The 21987-nt window shown below is 62.7% G+C and carries 18 protein-coding genes; 13 read left to right on the top strand and 5 right to left on the bottom strand.

The window, feature by feature from the left end; all coding sequences use genetic code 11:
* Positions 1-210: 210 nt before the first annotated feature.
* Genes NUH88_RS03120 through NUH88_RS03110 form a run of 3 tightly spaced genes read left to right on the top strand, consistent with a single transcriptional unit; the run spans position 211 to position 4770 of the window.
* A complete protein-coding gene (locus NUH88_RS03120) occupies positions 211-633 on the top strand; it encodes a response regulator (RefSeq protein ID WP_257769910.1) in 423 nt (140 codons plus the stop codon).
* Positions 630-1559, top strand: coding sequence for a chemotaxis protein CheW (locus tag NUH88_RS03115; protein ID WP_257769909.1), 930 nt, complete (start codon positions 630-632; stop codon positions 1557-1559). Before NUH88_RS03120 ends, NUH88_RS03115 begins: the two co-directional genes overlap by 4 nt.
* A gap of 4 nt (positions 1560-1563) precedes the next feature.
* Positions 1564-4770 (top strand): chemotaxis protein CheA, encoded by a 3207-nt coding sequence (locus tag NUH88_RS03110; protein ID WP_257769908.1) that lies wholly within the window; start codon positions 1564-1566, stop codon positions 4768-4770.
* Positions 4771-4776: 6 nt separating this feature from the next.
* Here the strand turns inward: NUH88_RS03110 and NUH88_RS03105 are convergent, their stop codons facing one another.
* From NUH88_RS03105 to NUH88_RS03095, 3 genes are read right to left on the bottom strand one after another with little or no spacing between them, the layout of a single operon-like run.
* Positions 4777-5856, bottom strand: coding sequence for a CheB methylesterase domain-containing protein (locus tag NUH88_RS03105; protein ID WP_257769907.1), 1080 nt, complete (start codon positions 5854-5856; stop codon positions 4777-4779).
* The gene (locus tag NUH88_RS03100; protein WP_257769906.1) at positions 5853-6692 is read right to left on the bottom strand and encodes a CheR family methyltransferase; all 840 of its coding nucleotides are present in this window, start codon (positions 6690-6692) and stop codon (positions 5853-5855) included. Before NUH88_RS03100 ends, NUH88_RS03105 begins: the two co-directional genes overlap by 4 nt.
* Positions 6679-8370 carry a methyl-accepting chemotaxis protein gene (locus NUH88_RS03095; protein WP_257769905.1) on the bottom strand — a complete coding sequence of 564 codons (1692 nt, stop codon included), beginning with the start codon at positions 8368-8370 and terminating at the stop codon, positions 6679-6681. Before NUH88_RS03095 ends, NUH88_RS03100 begins: the two co-directional genes overlap by 14 nt.
* Positions 8371-9084: 714 nt before the next feature.
* Here NUH88_RS03095 and urtA point away from each other — a divergent pair.
* The 5 genes from urtA (at position 9085) to urtE (ending at position 14717) form a co-directional block, all read left to right on the top strand.
* Positions 9085-10329, top strand: coding sequence for an urea ABC transporter substrate-binding protein (gene urtA, locus NUH88_RS03090; RefSeq protein WP_308220104.1), 1245 nt, complete (start codon positions 9085-9087; stop codon positions 10327-10329).
* 85 nt (positions 10330-10414) lie between these two features.
* The gene (gene urtB / locus NUH88_RS03085; protein WP_257769903.1) at positions 10415-12076 is read left to right on the top strand and encodes an urea ABC transporter permease subunit UrtB; all 1662 of its coding nucleotides are present in this window, start codon (positions 10415-10417) and stop codon (positions 12074-12076) included.
* 4 nt (positions 12077-12080) lie between these two features.
* Positions 12081-13259: an urea ABC transporter permease subunit UrtC gene (gene urtC, locus NUH88_RS03080; protein WP_257769902.1), complete on the top strand. Its 1179-nt coding sequence runs from the start codon at positions 12081-12083 to the stop codon at positions 13257-13259.
* Positions 13256-14020: an urea ABC transporter ATP-binding protein UrtD gene (gene urtD, locus NUH88_RS03075; protein ID WP_257769901.1), complete on the top strand. Its 765-nt coding sequence runs from the start codon at positions 13256-13258 to the stop codon at positions 14018-14020. Before urtC ends, urtD begins: the two co-directional genes overlap by 4 nt.
* 1 nt (position 14021) lies before the next feature.
* Positions 14022-14717 (top strand): urea ABC transporter ATP-binding subunit UrtE, encoded by a 696-nt coding sequence (urtE, locus tag NUH88_RS03070; RefSeq protein WP_257769900.1) that lies wholly within the window; start codon positions 14022-14024, stop codon positions 14715-14717.
* On the opposite strand, the gene NUH88_RS03065 is transcribed toward urtE, so the two are convergent.
* Together NUH88_RS03065 and fabI are read right to left on the bottom strand one after the other, a co-directional pair.
* On the bottom strand, positions 14714-16615 hold the full coding sequence (locus NUH88_RS03065) for a PAS domain-containing sensor histidine kinase (RefSeq protein WP_257769899.1): 1902 nt from the start codon (positions 16613-16615) through the stop codon (positions 14714-14716). The two genes, urtE and NUH88_RS03065, sit on opposite strands and share 4 nt — an antisense overlap.
* 305 nt (positions 16616-16920) lie before the next feature.
* On the bottom strand, positions 16921-17685 hold the full coding sequence (gene fabI, locus NUH88_RS03060; protein ID WP_257769898.1) for an enoyl-ACP reductase FabI: 765 nt from the start codon (positions 17683-17685) through the stop codon (positions 16921-16923).
* Positions 17686-17848: 163 nt separating this feature from the next.
* Here fabI and NUH88_RS03055 point away from each other — a divergent pair, with 163 nt between their 5' ends.
* The 5 genes from NUH88_RS03055 to ureC all read left to right on the top strand — a co-directional run bounded on the left by NUH88_RS03055 (position 17849) and on the right by ureC (position 21983).
* Positions 17849-18499 carry a glutathione S-transferase family protein gene (locus tag NUH88_RS03055; RefSeq protein ID WP_257769897.1) on the top strand — a complete coding sequence of 217 codons (651 nt, stop codon included), beginning with the start codon at positions 17849-17851 and terminating at the stop codon, positions 18497-18499.
* 242 nt (positions 18500-18741) lie between these two features.
* Positions 18742-19605 (top strand): urease accessory protein UreD, encoded by an 864-nt coding sequence (locus tag NUH88_RS03050; RefSeq protein ID WP_257769896.1) that lies wholly within the window; start codon positions 18742-18744, stop codon positions 19603-19605.
* Between the two features lie 25 nt (positions 19606-19630).
* On the top strand, positions 19631-19933 hold the full coding sequence (locus tag NUH88_RS03045; RefSeq protein WP_257769895.1) for an urease subunit gamma: 303 nt from the start codon (positions 19631-19633) through the stop codon (positions 19931-19933).
* Positions 19934-19942: 9 nt separating this feature from the next.
* Complete coding sequence (locus NUH88_RS03040; RefSeq protein WP_257769894.1) at positions 19943-20269, top strand: urease subunit beta; 327 nt, start codon at positions 19943-19945, stop codon at positions 20267-20269.
* Between the two features lies 1 nt (position 20270).
* The gene (ureC, locus tag NUH88_RS03035) at positions 20271-21983 is read left to right on the top strand and encodes an urease subunit alpha (RefSeq protein WP_257769892.1); all 1713 of its coding nucleotides are present in this window, start codon (positions 20271-20273) and stop codon (positions 21981-21983) included.
* Positions 21984-21987: the final 4 nt, after the last annotated feature.

The raw sequence follows: 21987 nt of genomic DNA, 5'->3' as shown, positions 1-21987 counted from the left end.
GCTTCTCCCGGTACGCACGTATCGTCCTACGGTGCGCGGCAAAGGGCAACCTCTTGATGCGCCATCGGAATCTGATCGTTGCGTCGGAGATGCCGGATGCCTTTGCGAGCCTGTCGCGGCAAATTTGCAGGTAGGCAAACCGGGAGCGTTATGGAACCATGAAGCCATTGATTCGAAGATGGTTTCTACCCGTTCGCGAGTGGATTTCTGATGGCCAAGGTCCTGATTGTCGATGACTCCCGTCTGGTGCGCCTGACGATCAAGACCATCCTTTCCCGTGCGGAGGGAATGGAGGTTGTCGGGGAAGCCGAGAACGGGCGGGAGGGCGTCGATATGGCACGCGAGCTGAATCCGGACGTGGTTACGCTCGATATCGAGATGCCGGTCATGAACGGAATCGAATGTCTCCGCCGGCTGCGTATCCTCTCGCCGGCCAAGGTGATCGTGCTTTCCTCGCTGACCCACCCGGCATCGCCAAAGGCGGTGGAAGCGCGCCTGGTCGGCGCAGACGCGGTGATCGGTAAGCCGTCGGGGTCCGTGAGCAAGGATGTGGATGCGAGCGGAGGCAATCTGCTGGTCGAGACGATCCATCGCGTGATGGGCAACGGCCCCCGTGGGGAGATGCCGGCATGAGCGTGGCGGAAAGCGTTTTCGAGACCCAGAAGATCCCGGTCCTGCTGTTCCAGTCCGGCGACCGCCGCTACGGCGTGATGCTCTCCAGCGTCCGCGAGGTGGTCGAGATCGAGGATATGGAGCCGATCGAGGGCGACCGCGAGGACGAGCACGAGGAATATATCGGCGTGATGGTGCTTCGGAAGGAGCCGATCCCGCTTGTAGTGGTGCGCCCGGGCGTCCACGATCCTGTGACTGAACTGCCGATGTGTATCGTGCTGCAGCGGGGCCATGCGGTCATCGGTCTTGCTGTGCAGAAGATCATCGGGATCCGGAATTTCGACCCCGCGCATCCGACCAAGGGGCTGACATCCTCGGATCAGGCCCAGCACGCCTATCTCGACGAGGAAGGCAAGATTGTCCAGGCGGTCGATCCGGACCGCTGGTTCAATGCCCAGAGCACGTTGCCGCTGCTCGCCGACCAGCGCGCCCTGAAACTCGTTCCGGACGAGAAGGAAGAGGTCAAGAAGGCCCGAAAGACCTTCATGGCGCTGACCGTGAAGGGGCATCTTTATGCGGTCGACTCAAGCCTCGTGGAACGTGCGATTGACGATGTCGGCACCACACCGCTGCCGAAGCGCCCGGGTGTCCGGCTCGATTCCGTGATCGAGGTGAGCGGTAGCGTGCTGCCGGTCCTGCGGCTGACCCCGGACGGATTCGAGAGCCAAACGATCCATATCATCGTGAATTACTACGACCAGAAATGGGCGATCGCGACCGAACAGGTGCTCGGGATCGTCTCGGACGAAAGCCCGCCCGGCCCGGCGACGGATGAGAGCCAGGCGCGGGTGATTTCCCACAAGGGTGCGTTCCATGAAGTGATCGATCTTTCGGCGCTGATCTCGCAGATGGTGCCCGATTTCGTCCGATCCGACGGCAGGGGATGATCGGATGAGCGGTTTCGACGACGGCCCCGGCGCGGAAATGTGGGAGCTCTTCGAGCAGGAGAGCGAGGATTATCTGGGTCAGATCGAGAGCCTGCTGTCCGGCAGCGCGGCTGATCTGATGAATCCGGAAACCATGAGCGCGCTTTTCCGCGCCATGCATTCCCTGAAGGGCGTGTCCGCTTCGCTCGGGCTGACCGGTATCGAGCTGGTGGCGCACCATGCGGAAGACTTGCTGGATCTGTTCCGCAACGGCGAGGCGCAGCCGGACGAGGCGACGCGCGATCTGTTGCTGCAGACGGCCGACACGCTGATCGAAATCCGAGAAGCCTGCGTCGCCGACCATGTCGACGCACCGGCCGACATGCAGCTCGTTTCCCAGCTTTCGGGGGCCAAGGCACAGCTCAAGAGCGGTGGGACGGTCGCGCCGATGCAACAAGCGGTGCCGCCAATTACGACGCCGGAGCCCGTGATGGCGCCAACGCCTGCACCGGAGCCGGTTGTCGCGCCGGAACCGTCAGTGCCACCGCCGCCGCCACCTTCACCTCCGGCACCGCCTCTCGAGGCCAGCAGCGAGGAAGAGGCCGCGCCGTCCGGTCAGATGTCGATGCAGGTCTCCCAGGAGCCGGCCGACCCTTCCGAGGCTGAATTCCAGCCGTCCACGGTCGAACCGTTTGCCGAGGTGGTGAAGAGCGAGCTGGGCCAGCTCGCCGAGGCACTGGAGAGCCCCGAGCTGGAATCCCTTGATATGCAGGGGATCTCCAGCTCGATATTCGCGATCCGGGAAGTGGCCAACGATGTCGGCTATCTCGGGATCTCCGCCGTTCTGGACGAGATCGCGGACCAGCTTCGGGATGCGGAGCGACTGGACAAGACGGAGCTGACCCGCGGTCTCTGTCTCTTCGTGCACCGGCTGAGGGTCCTTTCCGAGCTCGCCGGCGCCGGGATCTCCATGGAAGATGTGGACGATTCCATGTCGCCGCATATCTCCAAGGAAGCCCGGGACGTGGTCGACCGGCTCTCGGTCGGCGGCGGTGCATCGCGTGACTGGGAACTGGTCGGCGTGCTGGCACGCGCGCTCGGCGTGATGCGCATCTCGGCTCTGGCCCGCCTTGCGAGCGAATTGACAATTCAGGATGGTTGGCGGGAGCGGCCGGGTGCAATGGATGTGCTCGACGAGATCCGCCGCGAGAGCCAGGTTATCGGGATCGAGGGGCTGAACGTTTCCTCGCTCGACATGCGCCGGGAAACCTACGACCGCCTGCGCGACCAGATGGCGCTGCTGCTGACCAATGCGGAAGCGGCGGTCGCAGAGCTCAGAACCTCGCTCGGCGATGAGATCTTCAATTCGCTCTCCCCGGCGGCGCGGCAGCAGATCGCGGATTTCCTGAAGGAGCCGAATGCCAAACTGCTTGAGATCCAGGCCATGCTGCCGGACGGGCCGGACTACACGATGCAGGTGATGGCCCGGATCGATCAGGAACGGGTGATGTCGAACCGTGTTCTGGTCGATATCGATCCGGATCTCTATCAGTTCCTGATCGGTGTGAGCGGCTCGCCGGAACCACTGATGATGTCTCTGCAGGGGATCGGCGGTGCGTCCCAGGCGATCCAATCCTGGAATGTGCTCGCCAGCAATGCGGTGCAAAGCGCACCGGCGGCCCCGCAGGCTCAGCCCGCTCCGCCGCAGCCGTCTCCCCAGCCCGCGGCCGCGCCGGCCGCCGAAGAGGCGGCGAATGTCATGCATATCGGTGACGATTGGACGGTCGGGCAGAGCGCGCCGCAGCGACCGGTGCCGCCGTCTCCGCAAGCGACTCCTCCACAGCCCGCGCCGGCTGCGGCATCAGCCCAGCCCGCCGCCGCTCAGCAATCCCAGCTGCAGCCTGTTGCGCAGGACTCCAATGTTCCGGCGGAACGCACGGAAGGCGGTGCGCCGAGCCGCAATGTCGGGGGCGGATCGCTCCGCGTTTCCTCCGAACTGGTGGATAACTATCTCGACACTGTCGCCGAACTCCGGCTCTGCATCTCGCGTATCGAGCAGGGGGCTTCGGAAGCCGGTTTCGCCAGCACGATCGCTGAACTCCGGTCGGTGGCCAAACAGACCGGTGCGCGAAAGGCGGAGCGTCTCAATCTCGCGGCGAGTCACATCGACGAAGCCGGTAAGGTTCTCGCGAACCAGATTGCGAAGGCCGAAACCACGCTCCGCATGCTGCATTCGGTCACCCTTCAGCTTCGCGTCGTGCCGATCAGCATCGTGCTCGGCCGGATGCCGCGTCTGGTCCGCGATCTCTCCCGCAGCCTTGGCAAGCAGGTCAATCTGGAAATCGAGGACGGCGATATACAGATCGACAAGTCGATGGTCGATGCGCTGATGGAGCCGCTTGTGCACATGATCCGCAATGCGATGGATCACGGCATCGAGGGGGCGGAAGAACGCGTTCAGGCGGGCAAGCCGGAAAAGGCGACGCTGACCCTCGAAGCGACCCAGAACGGCAATGTCGCACAGATCATGATCGCGGATGACGGCCGTGGCCTGAACACATCCCGCATCCGCGGGAAGGCTATCGAGCGCGGCCTGATCAGCGATCAGGACGCCTCCCGCATGTCCGAGCGCGAAATCCAGCGCCTGATCTTCGCGCCCGGCTTCTCGACCGCCGCCGCGGTCACCGAGACGTCCGGGCGTGGCGTCGGCATGGATGTGGTGCTGACCACCATCCGCCGTCTCGGCGGGGCCATCGATATCGATAGCGTCGAAGGCGAGGGTACGAAATTCTACCTGAGCTTCCCGGTTTCGGCCGCCTTGCAGCGGATCGTCGTCGTCACGGACGGGGAACGGGATCTCGGTTTACCCGAGCGGGCGATCGTCGAGGTGATCGAGGTGCGCCGGAGCGCGATCCAGGAAGTCGGCGAACTGGCCGGTATCCAGCATCGCGACGGCTTCCTGCCGGTCCGCTCGATAGAGACCATGCTCGGCTGGGAGACGCCGGAAGAGGCGGCCAGCCAGTCCGCCATGCCGGTGGTTATCATCGGCACGCCGCAACGACGTGTCGGGGTCGCGGTCTCGCGGGTCAAGCGCCGCCAAGAGGTCTTCATGAAGGAGCTTCATCCGGCGCTGAACGCGGTGGACGTTCTGGCGGGTGCGACGGTTATGGGCGAGGGGCAGCCGCTCTTGGTCCTCGATCCGGAAACACTGATCGCGATTGCAGGGGGTTGACGCCCGCTATTTCGGCAATTGCAGGGTGACGCCGGAGATCCAGTTGGCGATTTTCTTTAGCGGCAGGACGGTGTCCGCCGCCTTTTCCTCGAACGCCACTTTCGGCATGCCGTAGACGACGGAGGTTTCCTCGTCCTGGGCCGCCGTCCGCGCGCCGGCCTGGCGCATCGCAAGCAAACCCTCGGCGCCGTCGCGGCCCATGCCGGTCAGAATGACGCCGACCGATTTCTTCCCGAGTTCCTGTGCCGCGGATTTCATCATCACATCCACGGCCGGACAGTGCCCGCCAATCCGTTCGCTTTCCCCGAGTGCGGTCCAGATGCCTTTATTCCCTTTGCGCAGCCGGAACTGACGGTCGCCCGGCGCGACCACGGCGAGCCCGGGCCGCAAGGCCTGGCCGTCATGCGCGATCTCGACATCGATGCGGCAGGACTGGTCCAGCCGGCTTGCGAAATCGGCGACATAATCCTTCGGCATATGCTGGACGATGGCGACCGGCGGGCAGTTCCGGTCGAGACCGGAAAGCACCGTCAGCAATGCATCGGTTCCGCCGGTCGACGCGCCGATACAGATCACCGTGCCGAGATAGGGCGCGCCGAGATCCTCCGGCGGACGCGGCTTCTCCACTGCGGGCGCCGGGGAAGCGGGGCGGGGTGGCGTGGCTGTTGGCGCCGGCCCGGCGCGTGCGCGGTCCCGCCGTGCCTGCTTGAGCGCGGCCTCCAGTTTCGGGGCTATCGCGCGCAGCTCTTCGCGGATATCGAGCTCAGGGATCGCGATGTGCAGAGCGCCGGGAATCCGGAGATCGGCGGCGGCGGCGCGGGCCTCGGAGCTCTCGCCTGCGGTCACGAGCAGCGTCGGACGGTCCGCCGCCTTGACCAGATCGAAAACCGGTCTCAGCCCGGTGTAGTCGTTGTCCCTCGCGGCAAGGACGACGACTGCGGCCGCTCCCAGGCGTTCGGGCGTGGCACGGGTCTGGGAGACGGCCAATACGGTTGCGCCTTCCGCGAAAGGCGTCACGTTCTCCGTCACGACCTTGCGCAGGAGGGGGTCGAGGGCGACGACGAGAATGTCGGCAGGAGCGCTCAAGATTTCGCTTTCTTGCGGAAGATCGCCGGCCGCACCTGATCGAGATAGATCCGGGCATGATCCGGATTATCGGTATGGCCGATAAAGAGATATCCGCCGGGCGCCAGCAGATTGGCGAGATTGCGCACCAGGTTCTCCCGCGTCATATCGTCGAAATAAATCATGACGTTACGGCAGAGTATCAGATGATAGCGTCCGCGTAACATGTCGAGTGACTCGGTCAGGTTGAGCCAGCGGAACATGACGTCGTCGCGCACCGGCTTGACTACCCGGTAGGCATCGTCTCCCAGATACTCGAGGTATTTCTCCCTCCAGAGCGGGGGCATATGCCGGAACTGGTCGGACCTGTATTCGCCGAGAGTCCCCCGGCGCAGCGCCGCCGTGGCGATGTCCGTAGCCAATACGCCGGCGTCGAAATCCTGGTAATGCGGACCGAAATATTCCCGCATCGCCATGACGACCGAATAGGCTTCCTCGCCGGCCGCGGCGGCGGCGCTCCACACGCGGATATCCCGCGAGCGCGACTTGCGCAGGCTTTCCTGCAGCTCCGGCAACAGGGTCTTGGTGAGAAACTCGAAATGCGCCGGCTCGCGGTAGAAGTAGCTGTGATTGGTCGAAAGATGCTCGACCACGTTGATCAGCAGGTCTTCTCGCCCGTCGCTGCGGGCGTCACGCAGGAGTTCGGGGATCGAGCCATGGCCCGACATGCTCATGAAGCCACGCAGGCGCGAGTCCAGAAAACTTTCCGCATTCGCTGGAACGATGATTCCGAACTTGTGGTGCGCCAGCCGGCGGAGTTCCTCGAACTCCGCCTGGATCAGGTCAGTATTTTCCAAAGTCGCCAGACGTGATCTTGTCTTCCTGCGCGTCGTCCTCGCTTTCGGACTTCGCTTTCGCTTTGGCTTTCGCCGGTGCCGGAGCGGCCTCCGCCATAGCTGGGGAGGCGACACCATTAAGCTTGAACCGGGACACGGAGTCCTGCAGTTCCCGGCCGCGTCCGGCGAGGGCGCCGGATGTCGCCGCCATCTGTTGTGCGGCGGCCGCGTTCTGCTGGATCACCGTGTTCAGGCGGTGAATGGCCACATTGATCTCGTCGGCGCCGACCGACTGCTCCTCGCTCGCTGCGGTAATACCTTGAACAAGATCCTTGGTCCGGGTGATTTCCGGTAGCAGGTCGTTCAGCAGGCGGTTCGTATTCTCCGCCGCTTCGCGGCCATCGGCGGACGCGTCCTGAATCTCGCTTGCCGCTTGCTTCGAGATCTCGGCGAGACGGGAAACCTCGGAAGCCACGACCGCGAAGCCGCGACCATGCTCACCGGCACGCGCGGCCTCGACGGATGCGTTGAGCGCCAGAAGCTCGATCTTCCGGGTGATTTCCTCGACGACGAGGATCTTGTCGGAAATGTCCTTCATGGCGGCCGCGGTCGCAGTCATGGCGTCGGCACAGCGGCTGGCTTCGGTTGCCATCCGCTCTGAAACCTTCTCGGTTTCTTCGGCATTCTTTGCATTCTGCCGGATGCCCGCAGTCATCTCCTCCATAGCCGCGGAGGTCTCCTGCACGCTGGATGCCTGATCGTTGACGCCGTCCGACACCTGCTGGGCGGTCTGCCGCAGCTCGCTGCTGCCGCTGGTGACACCGCCCGACACCGTCCGGATCGTGCCCAGCATATCCTGCAGGTTCTTCTGCATCGCATCGATCGCCTTCATGACACGGCCGATTTCGTCGTTCGAGCCGCTGACCGGGACATCCGCCGTCAGGTCGCCGGCTGCGAAACGATCCACCGCTGCGACGGCGGCGTTGAGACGGCGGCGGATTCCGATGGCGAGCGGAATGCCGACGATGAGAGACAGGGAGACGGCAATCACGGCGGCGATCGTCAGGCTGCTGATCGCCCGCTGCTCGGCTGCGTTGATGGCTTCCACGGAAGCACTCGACATGCCGTTGACCCGGTCCAGAAGCTGGTGGACATGGGTGTTCAGGCGGGTTTGCATCTCCTCGATCTTGCTGGTGTGGGTGCTGAGATGGGAGAGGCGCGGAATGCGTCCCGAGGCAGCCTTGATCAGCGCCTTGAGCTGGGTGATGACGGTCTGGCCGGTCTTGGTGATCTCGTCATGCTCCACCTCGATTTCGGCCAGCAATTTCTGGACCTCTGCATATTCCAGACCGCGGTCGCCGCCGGCCTCGACGACGGGCTTCAGGAGTTTGTTGATCTCCGCCAGCTTGGTATCGACGGCGGAGCCGTAGGTCGCGAACTGTTCAAGATATTCGTCGGCAAAAGCGCCGCGGCCCTGCGCGGCAACCGAGAGCGCGATATGGAGGGCCATTTCCTGCTGCAGTTGGCTTTCTACCGCTGAGCCGACCAGGGTCGCGATGGGCGTATCGGTGGAAGTGATCTGCTCCACCTGTGATTTCACGTCGGACATGGTCCAGATTGCGAAACCGGCAAAACCGCAGAGCGCGGCTGCCATGAAGAGAACCAGTGCGGTCAACTTCGTGGACATATTCAAAGACATTAATGCGGCCCCCTGTTTCCCTAACGGCCCACCCAGCCCTGCGTTCTGTCGGGCGAATTTACATTGAAAACGAGTATATCTCCCCGCTCCATGAGATGCAGCTTCTTAATTGGCCGGTAAGAGCTTGAAAGACGCGCATTAGTGCTGGCCGCACAGGACGTTACGTCGCTTCCGGTGGTGCTCAATGATGCGGAGCGGACTGTTCTCTCGTCCGGTGCCGGATCTCGCGGGAGAAATCGACCTCTGTCTCTCGGCCTGATCGCTTTTAAGGCCGCATGAGGCCGGTGACCGGACGTTTGCGGGACGATGGAGCGATGCGACCAATCGAGCGCGCCCTACCCGTGCGCTTTTAGGCGCACGGGCCAGGGTCGAGTGGTGCAACAACAACCCCGCTTAGGGGACGAAGTCCCACTTTCAAATGTTCATGGCCGCGCGCCAGGTCAATGGGCCTGGAAGTTATAACAAGAGGTTAAAAAACAGGCACTGCACATTATTGGTGCAACTATGCGTCGCTCCTCCGAATGTCTCCGGCAACATAGCGTCGTAAGAAAGCCTTTTAAGGTTCTGTTAAAAGTCACTTTTGTTACGGGTTTTGCGGGACCCCCTCAGGGTGGCACAGCACTTGCTGTTCCGTGTGCGGTGCAACAACAACCCTGGACTTGGGAGAACTAAATCATGGGGAAGCTCACAAAGTGGAAAAGCGCCCTTGCGGCAATGGCCTTGGGCCTTGCCGCGACGGCGGGCATGGGGATTGCCCAGGCGCAGGAGACCATCAAGGTCGGCGTCCTGCATTCGCTTTCCGGAACCATGGCGATCAGCGAGACCACGCTGAAAGATGCCATGCTGATGCTGATCGAAGATCAGAATGCCAAAGGCGGCCTGCTCGGCAAGAAGCTCGAGCCCGTAGTCGTCGATCCGGCCTCCGATTGGCCGCTCTTCGCCGAGAAGGCACGCGAACTGATCTCGAAAGAGGGCGTCGCGGTCACCTTCGGCTGCTGGACTTCGGTGTCCCGCAAATCGGTGCTGCCGGTTTTCGAGGAACTGAACGGCATGCTGTTCTATCCGGTGCAGTACGAGGGTGAGGAATCCTCCCGCAACGTGTTCTATACCGGCGCCGCGCCGAACCAGCAGGCGATCCCGGCGGTCGACTATCTGCTCGGCGAAGAGGGCGGCGAAGCCAAGCGCATCGTCCTGCTCGGCACCGATTACGTCTATCCGCGCACGACCAACAAGATCCTGCGCTCCTACCTGAACGCCAAAGGCATCAGCGATGCCGACATCATGGAAAACTACACGCCGTTCGGTCATTCCGACTGGCAGACCATCGTCGCCCAGGTGAAGGAATTCGCCAGCCAGGGCAAGAAGACCGCGGTCGTCTCCACGATCAACGGCGATGCCAACGTGCCGTTCTACAAGGAACTGGCCAACCAGGGCATCAAGGCCGAGGACATTCCGGTGGTCGCCTTCTCCGTCGGTGAAGAAGAGCTTGCCGGTCTCGATACCGGCCCGCTGGTCGGTCACCTGGCTGCCTGGAACTACTTCATGTCCGTCGATACGCCGGAGAACGCCGACTTCATCGAGAAGTGGCATGCCTTCATCAAGGACGAGAAGCGCGTGACCAACGACCCGATGGAAGCCCACTATATCGGCTTCAAGATGTGGGTGCAGGCGGTCGAGCAGGCCGGTACCACCGACGTCGATGCGGTCCGTCAGGCGATGTACGGCCAGACCGTCAAGAACCTGACCGGCGGCACGGCGGTGATGAACACCAACCATCACCTCTCCAAGCCGGTGCTGATCGGCGAAATCCTTGAGGACGGCCAGTTCGAGATCGTCTCCGCCACCGACGACGTCGTGGTTGGCGATGCCTGGTCCGACTTCATCCCGGAAAGCGCCAAGCTGACCGCGGACTGGACCTATCCGTGGGTCTGCGGCAACTGCGAGAAGCCGCGCTTCTAAGCACATATCGCGACCGGAGCGCGGCGCCATCGCCGCGCTCCGGCGCACATCGCATCAGCGCGCAGTTTTTGGGAAGGGTGTCTTCATGCCCGCACGTCGCAGGATTGACCGCGGATTTTCCGGTTTCCTGATGGTCCTCTTTATCGCGATGGCGCTGCTGGCGCCGATCGCCGTACAGGCGGCCGAGAAGCTTGAAAGCCTCGTGACGGAGCTCGGCACGGCCAAGCTCTCGAAGAAGCAGGAGGTCGTCGATCGGATGATCGCGACCGGTGCGCCGGAAGTGATCGGGATTCTCGAGGCTCTCGTCGGACGTGACCTCTATACCCGCAAGAGTGACAAGAAGGTCGTGATCGGGCGCAAGGCGGAAGGCCGACAACTCTTGCTCATCGATCCGGTAACGGGTGCTGAAATCGGTCTTGCCGGCTCCCGGGACGTCAAACGGGTCAAGACGAACAACAAGCTACGTTCTTCCGTTAAGGCCACGATGGGTTCGCTGACCCTCATGAGCCCGGACCCGCAACGCCGTCTGGAGGCCGCACAGGGGCTCCTTAAATCGGACGATCTCGGCATGCTTCCGCTCCTGGAGACTGCGCTGTCCAAGGAAGAGGACCCCGCCGTAAAAGACGCACTGGTATTGGCGCAGGCGTCGATCCGATTGCAGTCAGACAAGGCGGAAGACCGGCTCGGCGCGGTTGGAGTGCTGGCCGGGCGCACCGACCCCGACAGCCGCGTGATGCTCTCGCGGCTTCTCTTGAAGGATGGCGAGACCTGGAGAGAACCGGACGCGGATGTCCGCGCCGCGGCCGAAGACGCTCTCGCTGACATGGAGCGGCGCCTGCAGTTCTGGCGGACGGTCGAGCATCTCTATCAGGGCATTAGCCTCGGCTCAGTCCTGCTGCTCGCGGCGATGGGGCTGGCGATCACCTTCGGCGTCATGGGCGTCATCAATATGGCGCATGGCGAAATGGTCATGCTCGGGGCCTATACAACCTTCGTGATCCAGGAAGGCTTCCGCGCTGCGGCACCGGAGCTGTTCGGCTGGTCTCTGGCTGTCGCGCTTCCGGCGGCGTTTCTCGTCTCCGCGCTGGTCGGCGTGGCGATGGAGCGGGGGTGCATCCGTTTCCTCTATGGCCGTCCGCTGGAAACCCTGCTTGCGACCTGGGGCATCAGCCTGATCCTGCAACAGGCGGTACGTTCCGTATTCGGCCCGACCAACCGCGAGGTCGGCTCGCCCGAATGGATGCAGGGAGCGATGGAATCCGTAGCGGGCATTACGCTGACCTATAACCGCCTTTACATCATCCTGTTCTCGCTCTGCGTCCTCGGCGCGGTGCTGCTGGTGCTGAAGAAGTCGGCATTCGGCCTGCAGATGCGCGCCGTGACCCAGAACCGGGAGATGGCCCGTGCCATGGGCATTCCGACCGGACGCGTGGATGCGATGACCTTCGGCCTGGGCTCGGGTATCGCCGGGATCGCGGGGGTCGCGCTCAGCCAGATCGACAATGTCAGCCCGAACCTCGGTCAGGCCTATATCGTCGACAGCTTCATGGTCGTCGTGTTCGGCGGCGTCGGCAACCTCTGGGGCGCCTTCGCCGGGGCGATGTCGCTCGGCGTGGTGAACAAGCTGCTGGAGCCGTGGGCGGGTGCGGTGCTGGGCAAGATCCTGGTGCTCGTCGCCATCATCCTCTTTATCCAGAAGCGTCCGCGGGGCCTCTTCGCCCTGCGCGGCCGCGCAGTGGAGAGCTGATCCGATGTCCCTGCTGCAACGCCTCTACGCGCCGCAACCCCAGGCCCAGGGAAAGGGCAGGCTGGCGAGCGTTATTTTGCTCACGGTTCTCGCCGCCATCGCGATCCTGGTTCCGCTCCTGAACCTGACCATGCCGCCGGGCTCGGCGCTGCATGTCCCGACCTATCTCGTCAGTCTGCTCGGCAAGTATCTCTGTTTCGCCATGCTGGCGCTCTCGATCGATCTGATCTGGGGGTTCTGCGGCATTCTCAGCCTCGGCCACGGCGCTTTCTTCGCGCTAGGCGGCTATGCCATGGGCATGCATCTGATGCGGCAGATCGGCGAGCGTGGCGTTTACGGCCACCCGATTCTGCCGGATTTCATGGTGTTCCTGAACTGGAAGGAGTTGCCCTGGTACTGGTACGGCTTCGACATCTTCCCCTTCGCGGTCGTTATGGCGCTTTTCGTGCCGGGACTGCTGGCCTTCGTCTTCGGCTGGCTCGCTTTCCGCTCGCGGGTCAGCGGGGTCTATCTCTCGATCATCACCCAGGCCATGACCTACGCGCTGATGCTGGCCTTCTTCCGCAACGACATGGGCTTCGGCGGTAATAACGGGCTGACCGACTTCAAGGACCTGCTCGGTTTCGACCTGCAGGCCGATACGACGCGGGCGGCGCTGCTGGCCGCGACCTGCATCGCGCTCGGCGGCTGCTATCTGATGTGCCGCGCTATCGTCGCCTCGAAGCTCGGCCGTCTGATCGCCGCGATCCGGGACGACGAGCCCCGGGTCCGCTTCCTCGGCTACCGGGTGGAGAACTTCAAACTCTTCGTTTTTGTGCTCTCCGCCATGATCGCTGGGCTCGCAGGGGCGCTCTATGTACCCCAGGTCGGCATCATCAACCCGGGCGAGTTCACACCCGCCAATTCGATCGAAGCGGTGATCTGGGTCGCCATCGGCGGCCGTGGCACACTCTATGGGGCGATCGCCGGCGGCGTGCTGGTGAACTACGCTAAGACCGTGCTGACCGGTCTCATTCCGGAGATCTGGCTCTTCGCGCTCGGCGGCATGTTCATCGCGGTCACCCTGTTCTTCCCGAAAGGCCTCGTCGGCAGCATCCCGGCCGCGGTCGATTGGATGAAGACGAAAGCGGGGGGAGGTGGCGGCGCCTCCTCGGCTCCGCTTGCGAAGGAGGCCGGAGAATGACCGTTACAGGCAAAGCCTCCTATTCGGAGTCGCAGCTCTATGTGGACGGCGTAACCGTCAGCTTCGACGGCTTCAAGGCGCTGAACAATTTGAGCTTCACCGTCGATCCGGGCGAGATGCGCGCGATCATCGGGCCGAACGGGGCCGGCAAGACGACGATGATGGATGTCATCACCGGCAAGACCAAACCGGACGAGGGAAGGGTGATTTTCAAGGGCGATATCGATCTCGGCAAACACGACGAGGCAGCGGTGGTCGAGCTCGGAATAGGCCGCAAGTTCCAGCGCCCGAGCGTGTTCGAGAATCACACGGTGTTCGATAACCTGGAGCTCGCGATCAAGTCGGACCGGCGGACCTTCGCCTGTCTCTTCGACCGGCTGGACGGCGCGCGCCGCGACAAGATTGACGCCACGCTTGAACGGATCGGTCTCACGGCGGAGCGGGACCGGCTCGCCGGTCAGCTCTCGCACGGACAGAAGCAATGGCTCGAGATCGGCATGCTGCTGGTACAGGACCCCGAATTGCTGTTCCTCGACGAGCCGGTGGCCGGAATGACCGATGCCGAGACCGAAGGGACGGTGGAGCTGCTGCGCGACCTGCAGGGAGAGCGCTCGATTGTCGTGGTCGAGCACGACATGGCCTTCGTCCATGCGCTTGGCGTGAAGGTGACGGTTCTGCATGAAGGATCCGTCCTCGCGGAAGGGCCGATGGAACAGGTGCAGAGCGATCCGCGTGTGATCGAAGTCTATCTGGGGCGCTGAGATGCTGAAGGTTTCGGGACTGCACCTGCATTACGGCGCGAGCCATGCGCTGCGGGGAATCGATCTTGCCGCCGAGAGGGGCAAGATCACTTGCGTGCTCGGGCGCAACGGGGTTGGCAAGACCAGCCTGATGCGCGCCGTAACAGGTCTGGAGACGCCCAGCGCCGGAAGCATCTATTGGGACGATGTCGATCTGCTTGCCTTGCCGGTGCACAAGAGAGCCGCCGCGGGCGTGGCCTTCGTGCCGCAAGGGCGGGAGATCTTCCCGCTTCTGACGGTCGAGGAAAACCTGAAGACGGGCTACGCCGCCTTGCCGCGGTCAAAGCGATCCGTGCCGGACGAGATTTTCGAGCTGTTTCCCGTGCTGAAGCAGATGATGAAACGGCGTGGCGGCGATCTCTCCGGAGGTCAGCAGCAACAGCTCGCCATCGCGCGCGCGCTGGTTCTGCGGCCCAGTCTGCTCGTGCTCGACGAGCCGACCGAAGGTATTCAGCCCTCGATCATCAAGGATATCGAGCGCATTATCGCCCTGCTCGCCGCGCGTGGCGACATGGCCGTGATCCTGGTCGAGCAGTATTTCGAATTCGCCCAACATCTCGCCGATGAGATTGCGGTGATGGACCGCGGTGAGATCGTGCTTGCCGGCGCGAAGACGGAACTCTCGGAGACCGATGTCCGCGGCCACCTAACCGTCTAGGCGGACGTCGCCTGCTTATTCGCCGCGTTATCCGGAGCTTCGGCGGTATTGCGGGGGAGGCGAATTGTGACCGTCGTTCCGAGGCCGGCCTCGCTATCGATTTCGAACGACCCGTCGAGCAGGACCGAGAGCGAGCGCACGATGGACAGTCCGAGACCGGTTCCTTCCTTCGCGACATGGGGATGCATTGCCGAGTGCGAGAAAGGCTCGGCGATGGTCGGGAGCCGCTCTTGTGGAATTCCGACACCGTTATCCGCGACGCGGAAGACGAACTCGCCCGGTGTTTCTTCCACGCTGAGGCGCACCGTTCCGCCCGCCGGGGTGAATTTGACGGCGTTCGAGAGCAGGTTGAGCAGGATCTGTCTCAGGGATCTTTCGTCCGAGACGATCGGCCCGGCCCCAGATGTGAGAGCCGTTTCAAGCTTGATGTCTTTCGCTCCGGCCTGTCTCTCTACCTGCGACAGGCAATGCGAGATCAGGCTGTCAATTCCCACCGCCTCATAGTTCAGGACTCTCTTTCCGGCCTCGATCGCCGAGATGTCCAGGATATCGTTGACGAGCGCTAGCATGTGCTGACCACTCTCATTGATCGCGGTCGAATAATCCGTCAACCGATCCTCGGAAGCTTTCACGATTTCCGGCATGGAGAGAAGTGAGCTGAAGCCGATAATGGCGTTCAGCGGCGTTCTGAATTCGTGGCTCATTGTTGCAAGGAATTCGGATTTGGTCCTGCTCGCCTGTTCGGCCCTCTGGAGGGCCTCGTTGCGGGCCTGGGCGATCAGGCGCTCGTTGGTGACGTCCGCTCCGGTGCCGCGATAGCCGATGAAGGTGCCGTCCTCGTCATAGAAGGGGCGACCGTTGATGCTCACGGTTTTCACCACTCCCGGCTGAACTTCCATATCGTAGCGAAAATCGCGGAACTGGCGCCTCTGGCGCTGGATCTCGGCGAGCTTATGCCATTTGGGGGACTTCGTGTCTTCGGTCGTGGTCTCTGCGATCGTCCGCCCGTATATCTCGCCGGTCTTCTTGTTGAGGGTTTTCGTGAAACTGGGCGAAGTGTAGGTCACCCCGCCGTCCCGGTCCGATTCCCAGAACCAGTCGGACGAGATCTCGGCGAAGTCCTGAAGTCGCTTCTGGCTGCGGTAGAGCTCGTTCGCCGTGAGGTCCCGGACCTCGGAATTGCGCGCGATATCGCGCATCATACGGACGCCGTCCTCGGCAATGCCCCTGAATTCGCGAAAGCGGAAATGGTCGGGGTTCGGTAGCGGACTGTTCTTGGGATCGCTAACGTCGAGGCTGCGGAAATATTGCGCCAGCTCCATCATCGGCCGGGTCAGATAACGGTGAGAAATCAGCAGCAGAATGCATGCGAAAACCAGGGTGCCGACGAGCACGCTGATCAGGACCATCCCGAGCTGGTTCGCCCAGATCTGCGTGGCGCGTTCGGAGGTGGCGACCACTTTCAGGTAGCCCTTGGTCTCTCCTCCGCTGCCGGGAGGGGAGAGACGCAGAACGATGGTGTCCTGATTGGATGGAATGTCGAACGGGAGCCAGTGAGTGTAGCGGTCCCCCTGGTCCCGCTCTTTCCACCCAAGAACGTTTCCCGTCTCGTCGCTTAGTTCAACGGAAACGATGGAACGGAACTCGAATAGCCCGTCGGTTACCTGGGCGGCGAGCCCCATGTCCCGGTCTGCGATGGCGCGCGCGGCGATATTCTGGAACGCCTTGGTGACCTGCTCCGAATGCTCAAGCAGGGTGGCGCGCAGCCTGAAATACTCGAGCGTCACTTCAAGCACGCCTACAACGAGGCCCAAAGTGACAGCGACGAGGATGACCAGGCGGGTGAGATGAACGCTGACGCTGATGGCCGGGCGCGGCTGCTCTGAACTCGGGGGCATGCGGCTCACTGTTCCGGCGCGATAGCCGACGGCACCTGACTTTGCGGAATGCTGTTCGGACACACTGAGCCTGAAACCGAAGGTCCGCTCAGGATGTGGTCAGAAATCGAATTCACGGACCGTTCGTCCCCTTTCGCCACTGCTTGTCGGACGATCACGGAAGACAATGTACAAAACTCACTCTTAACAACAGGTTTCTTACGCCGACCTGACATCGCGGCGAGAGCCAGATCCCGGATACTCCAGCGCGAACGGATTTACGATTGTAGCACAGAAGTCTAGAAGCTGCGGCAGTCGCTGTCACCCTATGCGACGACGCTGTATCCGCCATCAATGTAATGGATGCCGCCGGTGACATTGGCAGCTTCGCGACTGGCCAGGAAGGTTGCGAACGCGCCGACATCATCGATCGTCGCGAGGCGGTGGGTGGGAGCTCGCTCCGCCGCCTGGTTCATCAGTTCGTCGAAATAATCGATTCCCGAGGCCGCCCTGGTCTTCAGAGGGCCGGGAGAGAGCGCATGGACCGAGATGCCTTTGGGCCCGAGTTCGGCGGCGACGTACCGGGTCGCGGATTCCAGCGCGGCCTTAACCGGCCCCATGATGTTGTAATGGTCGACCACGCGTTCGGCGCCGTAAAAGCTGACCGTCATGCAAGTGCCGCCATTCTGCATCAAGGGTTCGGAGCGCCGAATCAGCCGCAGGAAGGAATGGACGGATATATCCATCGCGGTGGAGAAACCGTGCGCCGAGCAATCGATGACACGGCCGTGCAGGTCTTCTTTCGGGCAGAAGGCGATCGAGTGAAGGAGCGTGTCCAGACGTCCCCAGCGGTTCTCGATCTCTGCAAAGACCCGGTCCATCTGGTTCTCGTCCCGGACATCGAGCGGCAGGACGATATCCGCTTCCAATCGTTCGGCAAGCGGGCGTACATGAGGTTCCGCCTTCTCGTTCAGGTACGTAACGGCGAGTTTCGCACCCCTGTCCTTCAGCGCTTTCGCGCATCCCCAGGCGATGGACTGATCGTTCGCGATGCCGATGATCAGCGCGGTCGTACCTTCAAGAGAAAACATTGCAGGCCCTCGAATGCTGCGACTGCGAAGAATTATGATGCAACGCACAATAATGTAAAGTGACGTTCTTCTGACCGCCTGCGCGGACGCAGAGCAAGCTTGAGTGTTTGGCTGTCTGACTGAAAGATATCGTTGTTGATTTGCCCCGCGGGAGGGCCGGCTCATGCTCCGCGTTTATGCTTACGCGCCAAGTCTGTATTGCGCGAAATTGCGCATCCTGTTGCGCCACAAGGGACTTGAATGGGAGGAGATCGCTCCGCCGGGCGGTTATGGCTCGGCCGAGTATCGCGCAATCGTGCCGGCCGGAAACCTTCCCGCGCTCCGGGACGACGGCGTGCTCCTCTCGGATTCGGAGGCGATCGCGGAATATCTGAACGAGACCCGCCCCGAACCGCCCATGCTGCCGCGGGAGCCGTCCGAGCGGGCTCGGGTGCGGGAACGTTCGCGCTATCACGACACGCGGCTGGAGCCTGCGGTGAGAAAGATGTTTCCGTTCATCCGGCGGGCCGTGCGCGAAGGCTTCGACAAAGAGATGCTTGAGGAAGAATTGGCGGACCGGCTCGACGGTCTGGATCTGTTGCTCGAGAGCGCTCCGCCGGAAGATTGGCTCACCCTCGGAGATTGCGGGTTTCCGATCACTTTCACCTGGCTCGAGCTGCTGATCCCGGAAATGGGGTTGCAGGTCGCGATCCCGGCACGGGCGGAGGCCTATCGGACTGCGTTGGGGCGCTTTCCGGCCGTAGCTGATGAACTCTCGCGCTACCGCCCGCTGCTACAGAACTGGTTCTCCCGGCGCGTTTTGGACCCGGCATAATTGCTCAAGGATTAAGCATTTTCAGAGGGATTGCCCGTGCGGTGGGCGATCGTCGTCCGCAACGGGAGCGACCGGTTGCGGGTATCGGCGTTGTGCGCTTTGATTTCCGGGGCAGTTTCCGGTTTCCGCCGGGAGGCTCCGGCTCTGGCACGGAGCTTGCCGTAACAAACAAAAAAACGGGGGCACCAGTTGGGCGGTAAATCGCGAAAATCTCGGAACGTACCGGGGCGGGGAGCTCGGCCGTGAGCGCCGTGGCTGCCGCACTTTCCGAACCGCTTTCGCGGAACACGACCCGTGGCGTCGCGCGCCTCTCCGTAACCGACGATGACGGCCGCCCGGCCGTATCGGAACTCTATTCGGCGCAGCCCTTGCGCCTGTTCATCCCAAGGCCGGGCGTCGGCGAGACGTTGACGGCCGTGATCGGCAATCTCTCCGGCGGGATTGTCGGCGGCGACGATTACCAGACAGAGGTAAACCTCGGGCGGCACACGAAACTGACGCTCGCGGCACAGGCGGCGGAAAAGGTCTATCGCTCGACAGGCAGCGAGGCGGAAAACCGGTTCTCGTTCGATGTCGGCGAGAATGCCGCTTTCGAGTGGCTACCCCAGGGGACCATCGTCTTCGACCGCGCGCTCTTTCGCCAGCAGGTCCGCTTCGACGTCTCGTCTTCGGCCACGATGCTGGCGGGAGCGATTTCGGTACTCGGGCGGTCCGCCATGGGCGAGACGCTGACCTGCGGACGGTACCGTGAGCACTGGGATTATCGGCGTGACGGCAAGCTGGTCTGGGCTGATCGATTTGATCTCGGCGATGCGGCGGGGGCTGCGGGCCCGGCCTCCGCGATGCGTGGAGTGACCTGTTTCGCGACTGCGCTGTTTTCCCGGCGGAACGCGGCAGACGATCTTGATTGGGCGCGAGAAATACTTTCGGACGGCGGCTCGGCGGTCCGCTCGGGCGTGACGGCGGTCGACGACCACCTTCTCGCGATGCGCTGGCTCGGCGCGGACGCAATGCGCCTCAGGGACGCGGTCGGCGCATTCTGGGGCGAGGCGCGGGCGCGGTGGCTGGGATTGCCGGTGCAGCTGCCCGTTATTTGGCGAATTTGAATGGGCTTTCGGAGGGGAGACTGAGGTGAATCTGACACCGAGGGAAAAGGACAAGCTGCTGGTCTCGGTTGCGGCCATGGTCGCTCGCGGCCGGCTGGAGCGGGGCGTGAAGCTCAATTACCCGGAGGCGATCGCGCTGATCACGGACTATGTCGTCGAAGGCGCGCGGGACGGAAGGTCGGTCGCCGACCTCATGGCGGCCGGCGCGACGGTGGTGAAAAAGGCCGACGTGATGGACGGGATCGCGGAGATGATTCACGAGGTCCAGGTCGAAGCCACCTTTCCGGACGGAACCAAGCTGGTCACCGTCCATGATCCGATCCGCTAGGAGGGTGCCATGATCCCAGGGGAAATCATCGCTGCCAAGGGCGAGATCGTTCTGAACGAGGGCGCCGAAGCCATCACCGTCGAGGTTGCGAATACCGGCGACCGGCCGGTGCAGGTCGGCTCCCATTATCATTTTGCCGAAACCAATCCGGGGCTTTCTTTCGACCGGGAAGCGGCGCGGGGGCGGCGTCTGGACATTCCGTCGGGAACGGCTGTCCGGTTCGAGCCGGGGCAGACAAGGACAGTCGATCTCGTGCCGTTCCAGGGCGAGCGCAAGGTCTACGGTTTCAATCAGGCGGTCATGGGGCCGCTGGACGAGTCCGGGGAGGGCGCCTGACATGCCATACAGGATTTCGCGGCAGGACTATGCGGGCATGTTCGGCCCGACCGTGGGCGACAAGGTGCGGCTTGCCGATACCGACCTCATCATCGAGGTCGAAGAGGACCGGACCTTCTACGGCGAAGAGGTGAAGTTCGGCGGCGGCAAGGTGATCCGCGACGGCATGGGGCAGTCCCAGGTCTCTCGGGCAGACGGTGCTGTCGATACGGTGATCACAAATGCCCTGATACTGGATCACTGGGGCGTGGTGAAGGCCGATATCGGGATCAAGGACGGCCGTATTTTCGCCATCGGCAAGGCCGGTAACCCGGACGTGCAGAGCGGCGTGAACATCATTGTTGGACCGGGCACGGAAGCCATCGCGGGCGAAGGCAAGATCATCACCGCCGGTGGCCTGGACGTACATATCCATTTCATCTGTCCGCAGCAGATCGACGAGGCGCTCAATTCCGGCGTCACGACCATGATGGGCGGAGGCACAGGACCGGCGACCGGCACGAACGCAACGACTTGTACGCCGGGCCCGTGGCACATGGAGCGGATGCTTCAGGCAGCGGACGCTTTCCCGATGAATCTCGGCTTCTTCGGCAAAGGCAATGCGAGCCAGCCGGAAGGTTTGCGCGAGCAGGTCAGGGCCGGAGCCTGCGGTCTCAAACTGCACGAGGACTGGGGCACCACACCGGCGGCGATCGATACCTGTCTCTCCGTTGCCGACGAGATGGACGTCCAGGTCCTGATCCATACCGATACGCTGAACGAGTCCGGCTTCGTCGAGAACTCTGTCGGCGCCTTCAAGGGGCGCACCATCCATGCCTTCCATACCGAGGGCGCGGGAGGCGGGCATGCACCTGACATCATCAAGGTCTGTGGCCTCGACAATGTCATCCCGTCCTCGACCAATCCGACGCGGCCTTTCACGGTGAACACGATCGATGAGCATCTCGACATGCTCATGGTCTGCCATCACCTTTCGAAGAGCATCCCGGAAGACGTTGCCTTCGCGGAAAGCCGGATCCGGCGCGAGACCATCGCTGCGGAGGATATCCTGCACGACCGGGGCGCCTTCTCGATCATTGCCTCCGATAGTCAGGCGATGGGCCGGGTCGGCGAGGTGCTGATCCGGACCTGGCAGACGGCCGACAAGATGAAGAAGCAGTTCGGGCGGCTACCGGACGAAAAAGGCGACAACGACAATTTCCGCGCCCGTCGCTATATCGCCAAATACACCATCAATCCGGCGATCGCGCACGGCATCGACGCCCATGTCGGTTCCGTCGAGGTCGGCAAGCTGGCGGATCTGGTGATCTGGTCGCCGGCCTTCTTCGGGGTGAAGCCGGACATGGTGCTGAAATGCGGTACTATCGCCGCCTCGATCATGGGAGATCCGAACGCCTCGATCCCAACGCCGCAGCCGCAGCACTATCGGCCGATGTTTGGCAGCTTCGGCCGATCCCTGCACAAGAGTTCCGTCACCTTTGTCAGCGATGCGGCGATCGAAGCCAGTGTCGGCGCACGGTTCGGGTTGGAGAAACAGGTTCTTCCCGTGCGCAACACGCGGGCGGGGATCACCAAGAAATCGATGGTCCTGAACGATGCGACGCCGGATATCGAGGTCGACCCGGAGACCTACGAAGTGCGCGCCGACGGCGAGCTTCTGACCTGCGAGCCGGCGACGGAACTGCCTATGGCGCAGCGCTATTTCATGTATTGAACGG

Source organism: Nisaea acidiphila (assembly GCF_024662015.1).
Lineage (GTDB): Bacteria > Pseudomonadota > Alphaproteobacteria > Thalassobaculales > Thalassobaculaceae > Nisaea > Nisaea acidiphila.
This window is presented reverse-complemented; position numbering and strand designations above follow the sequence as displayed.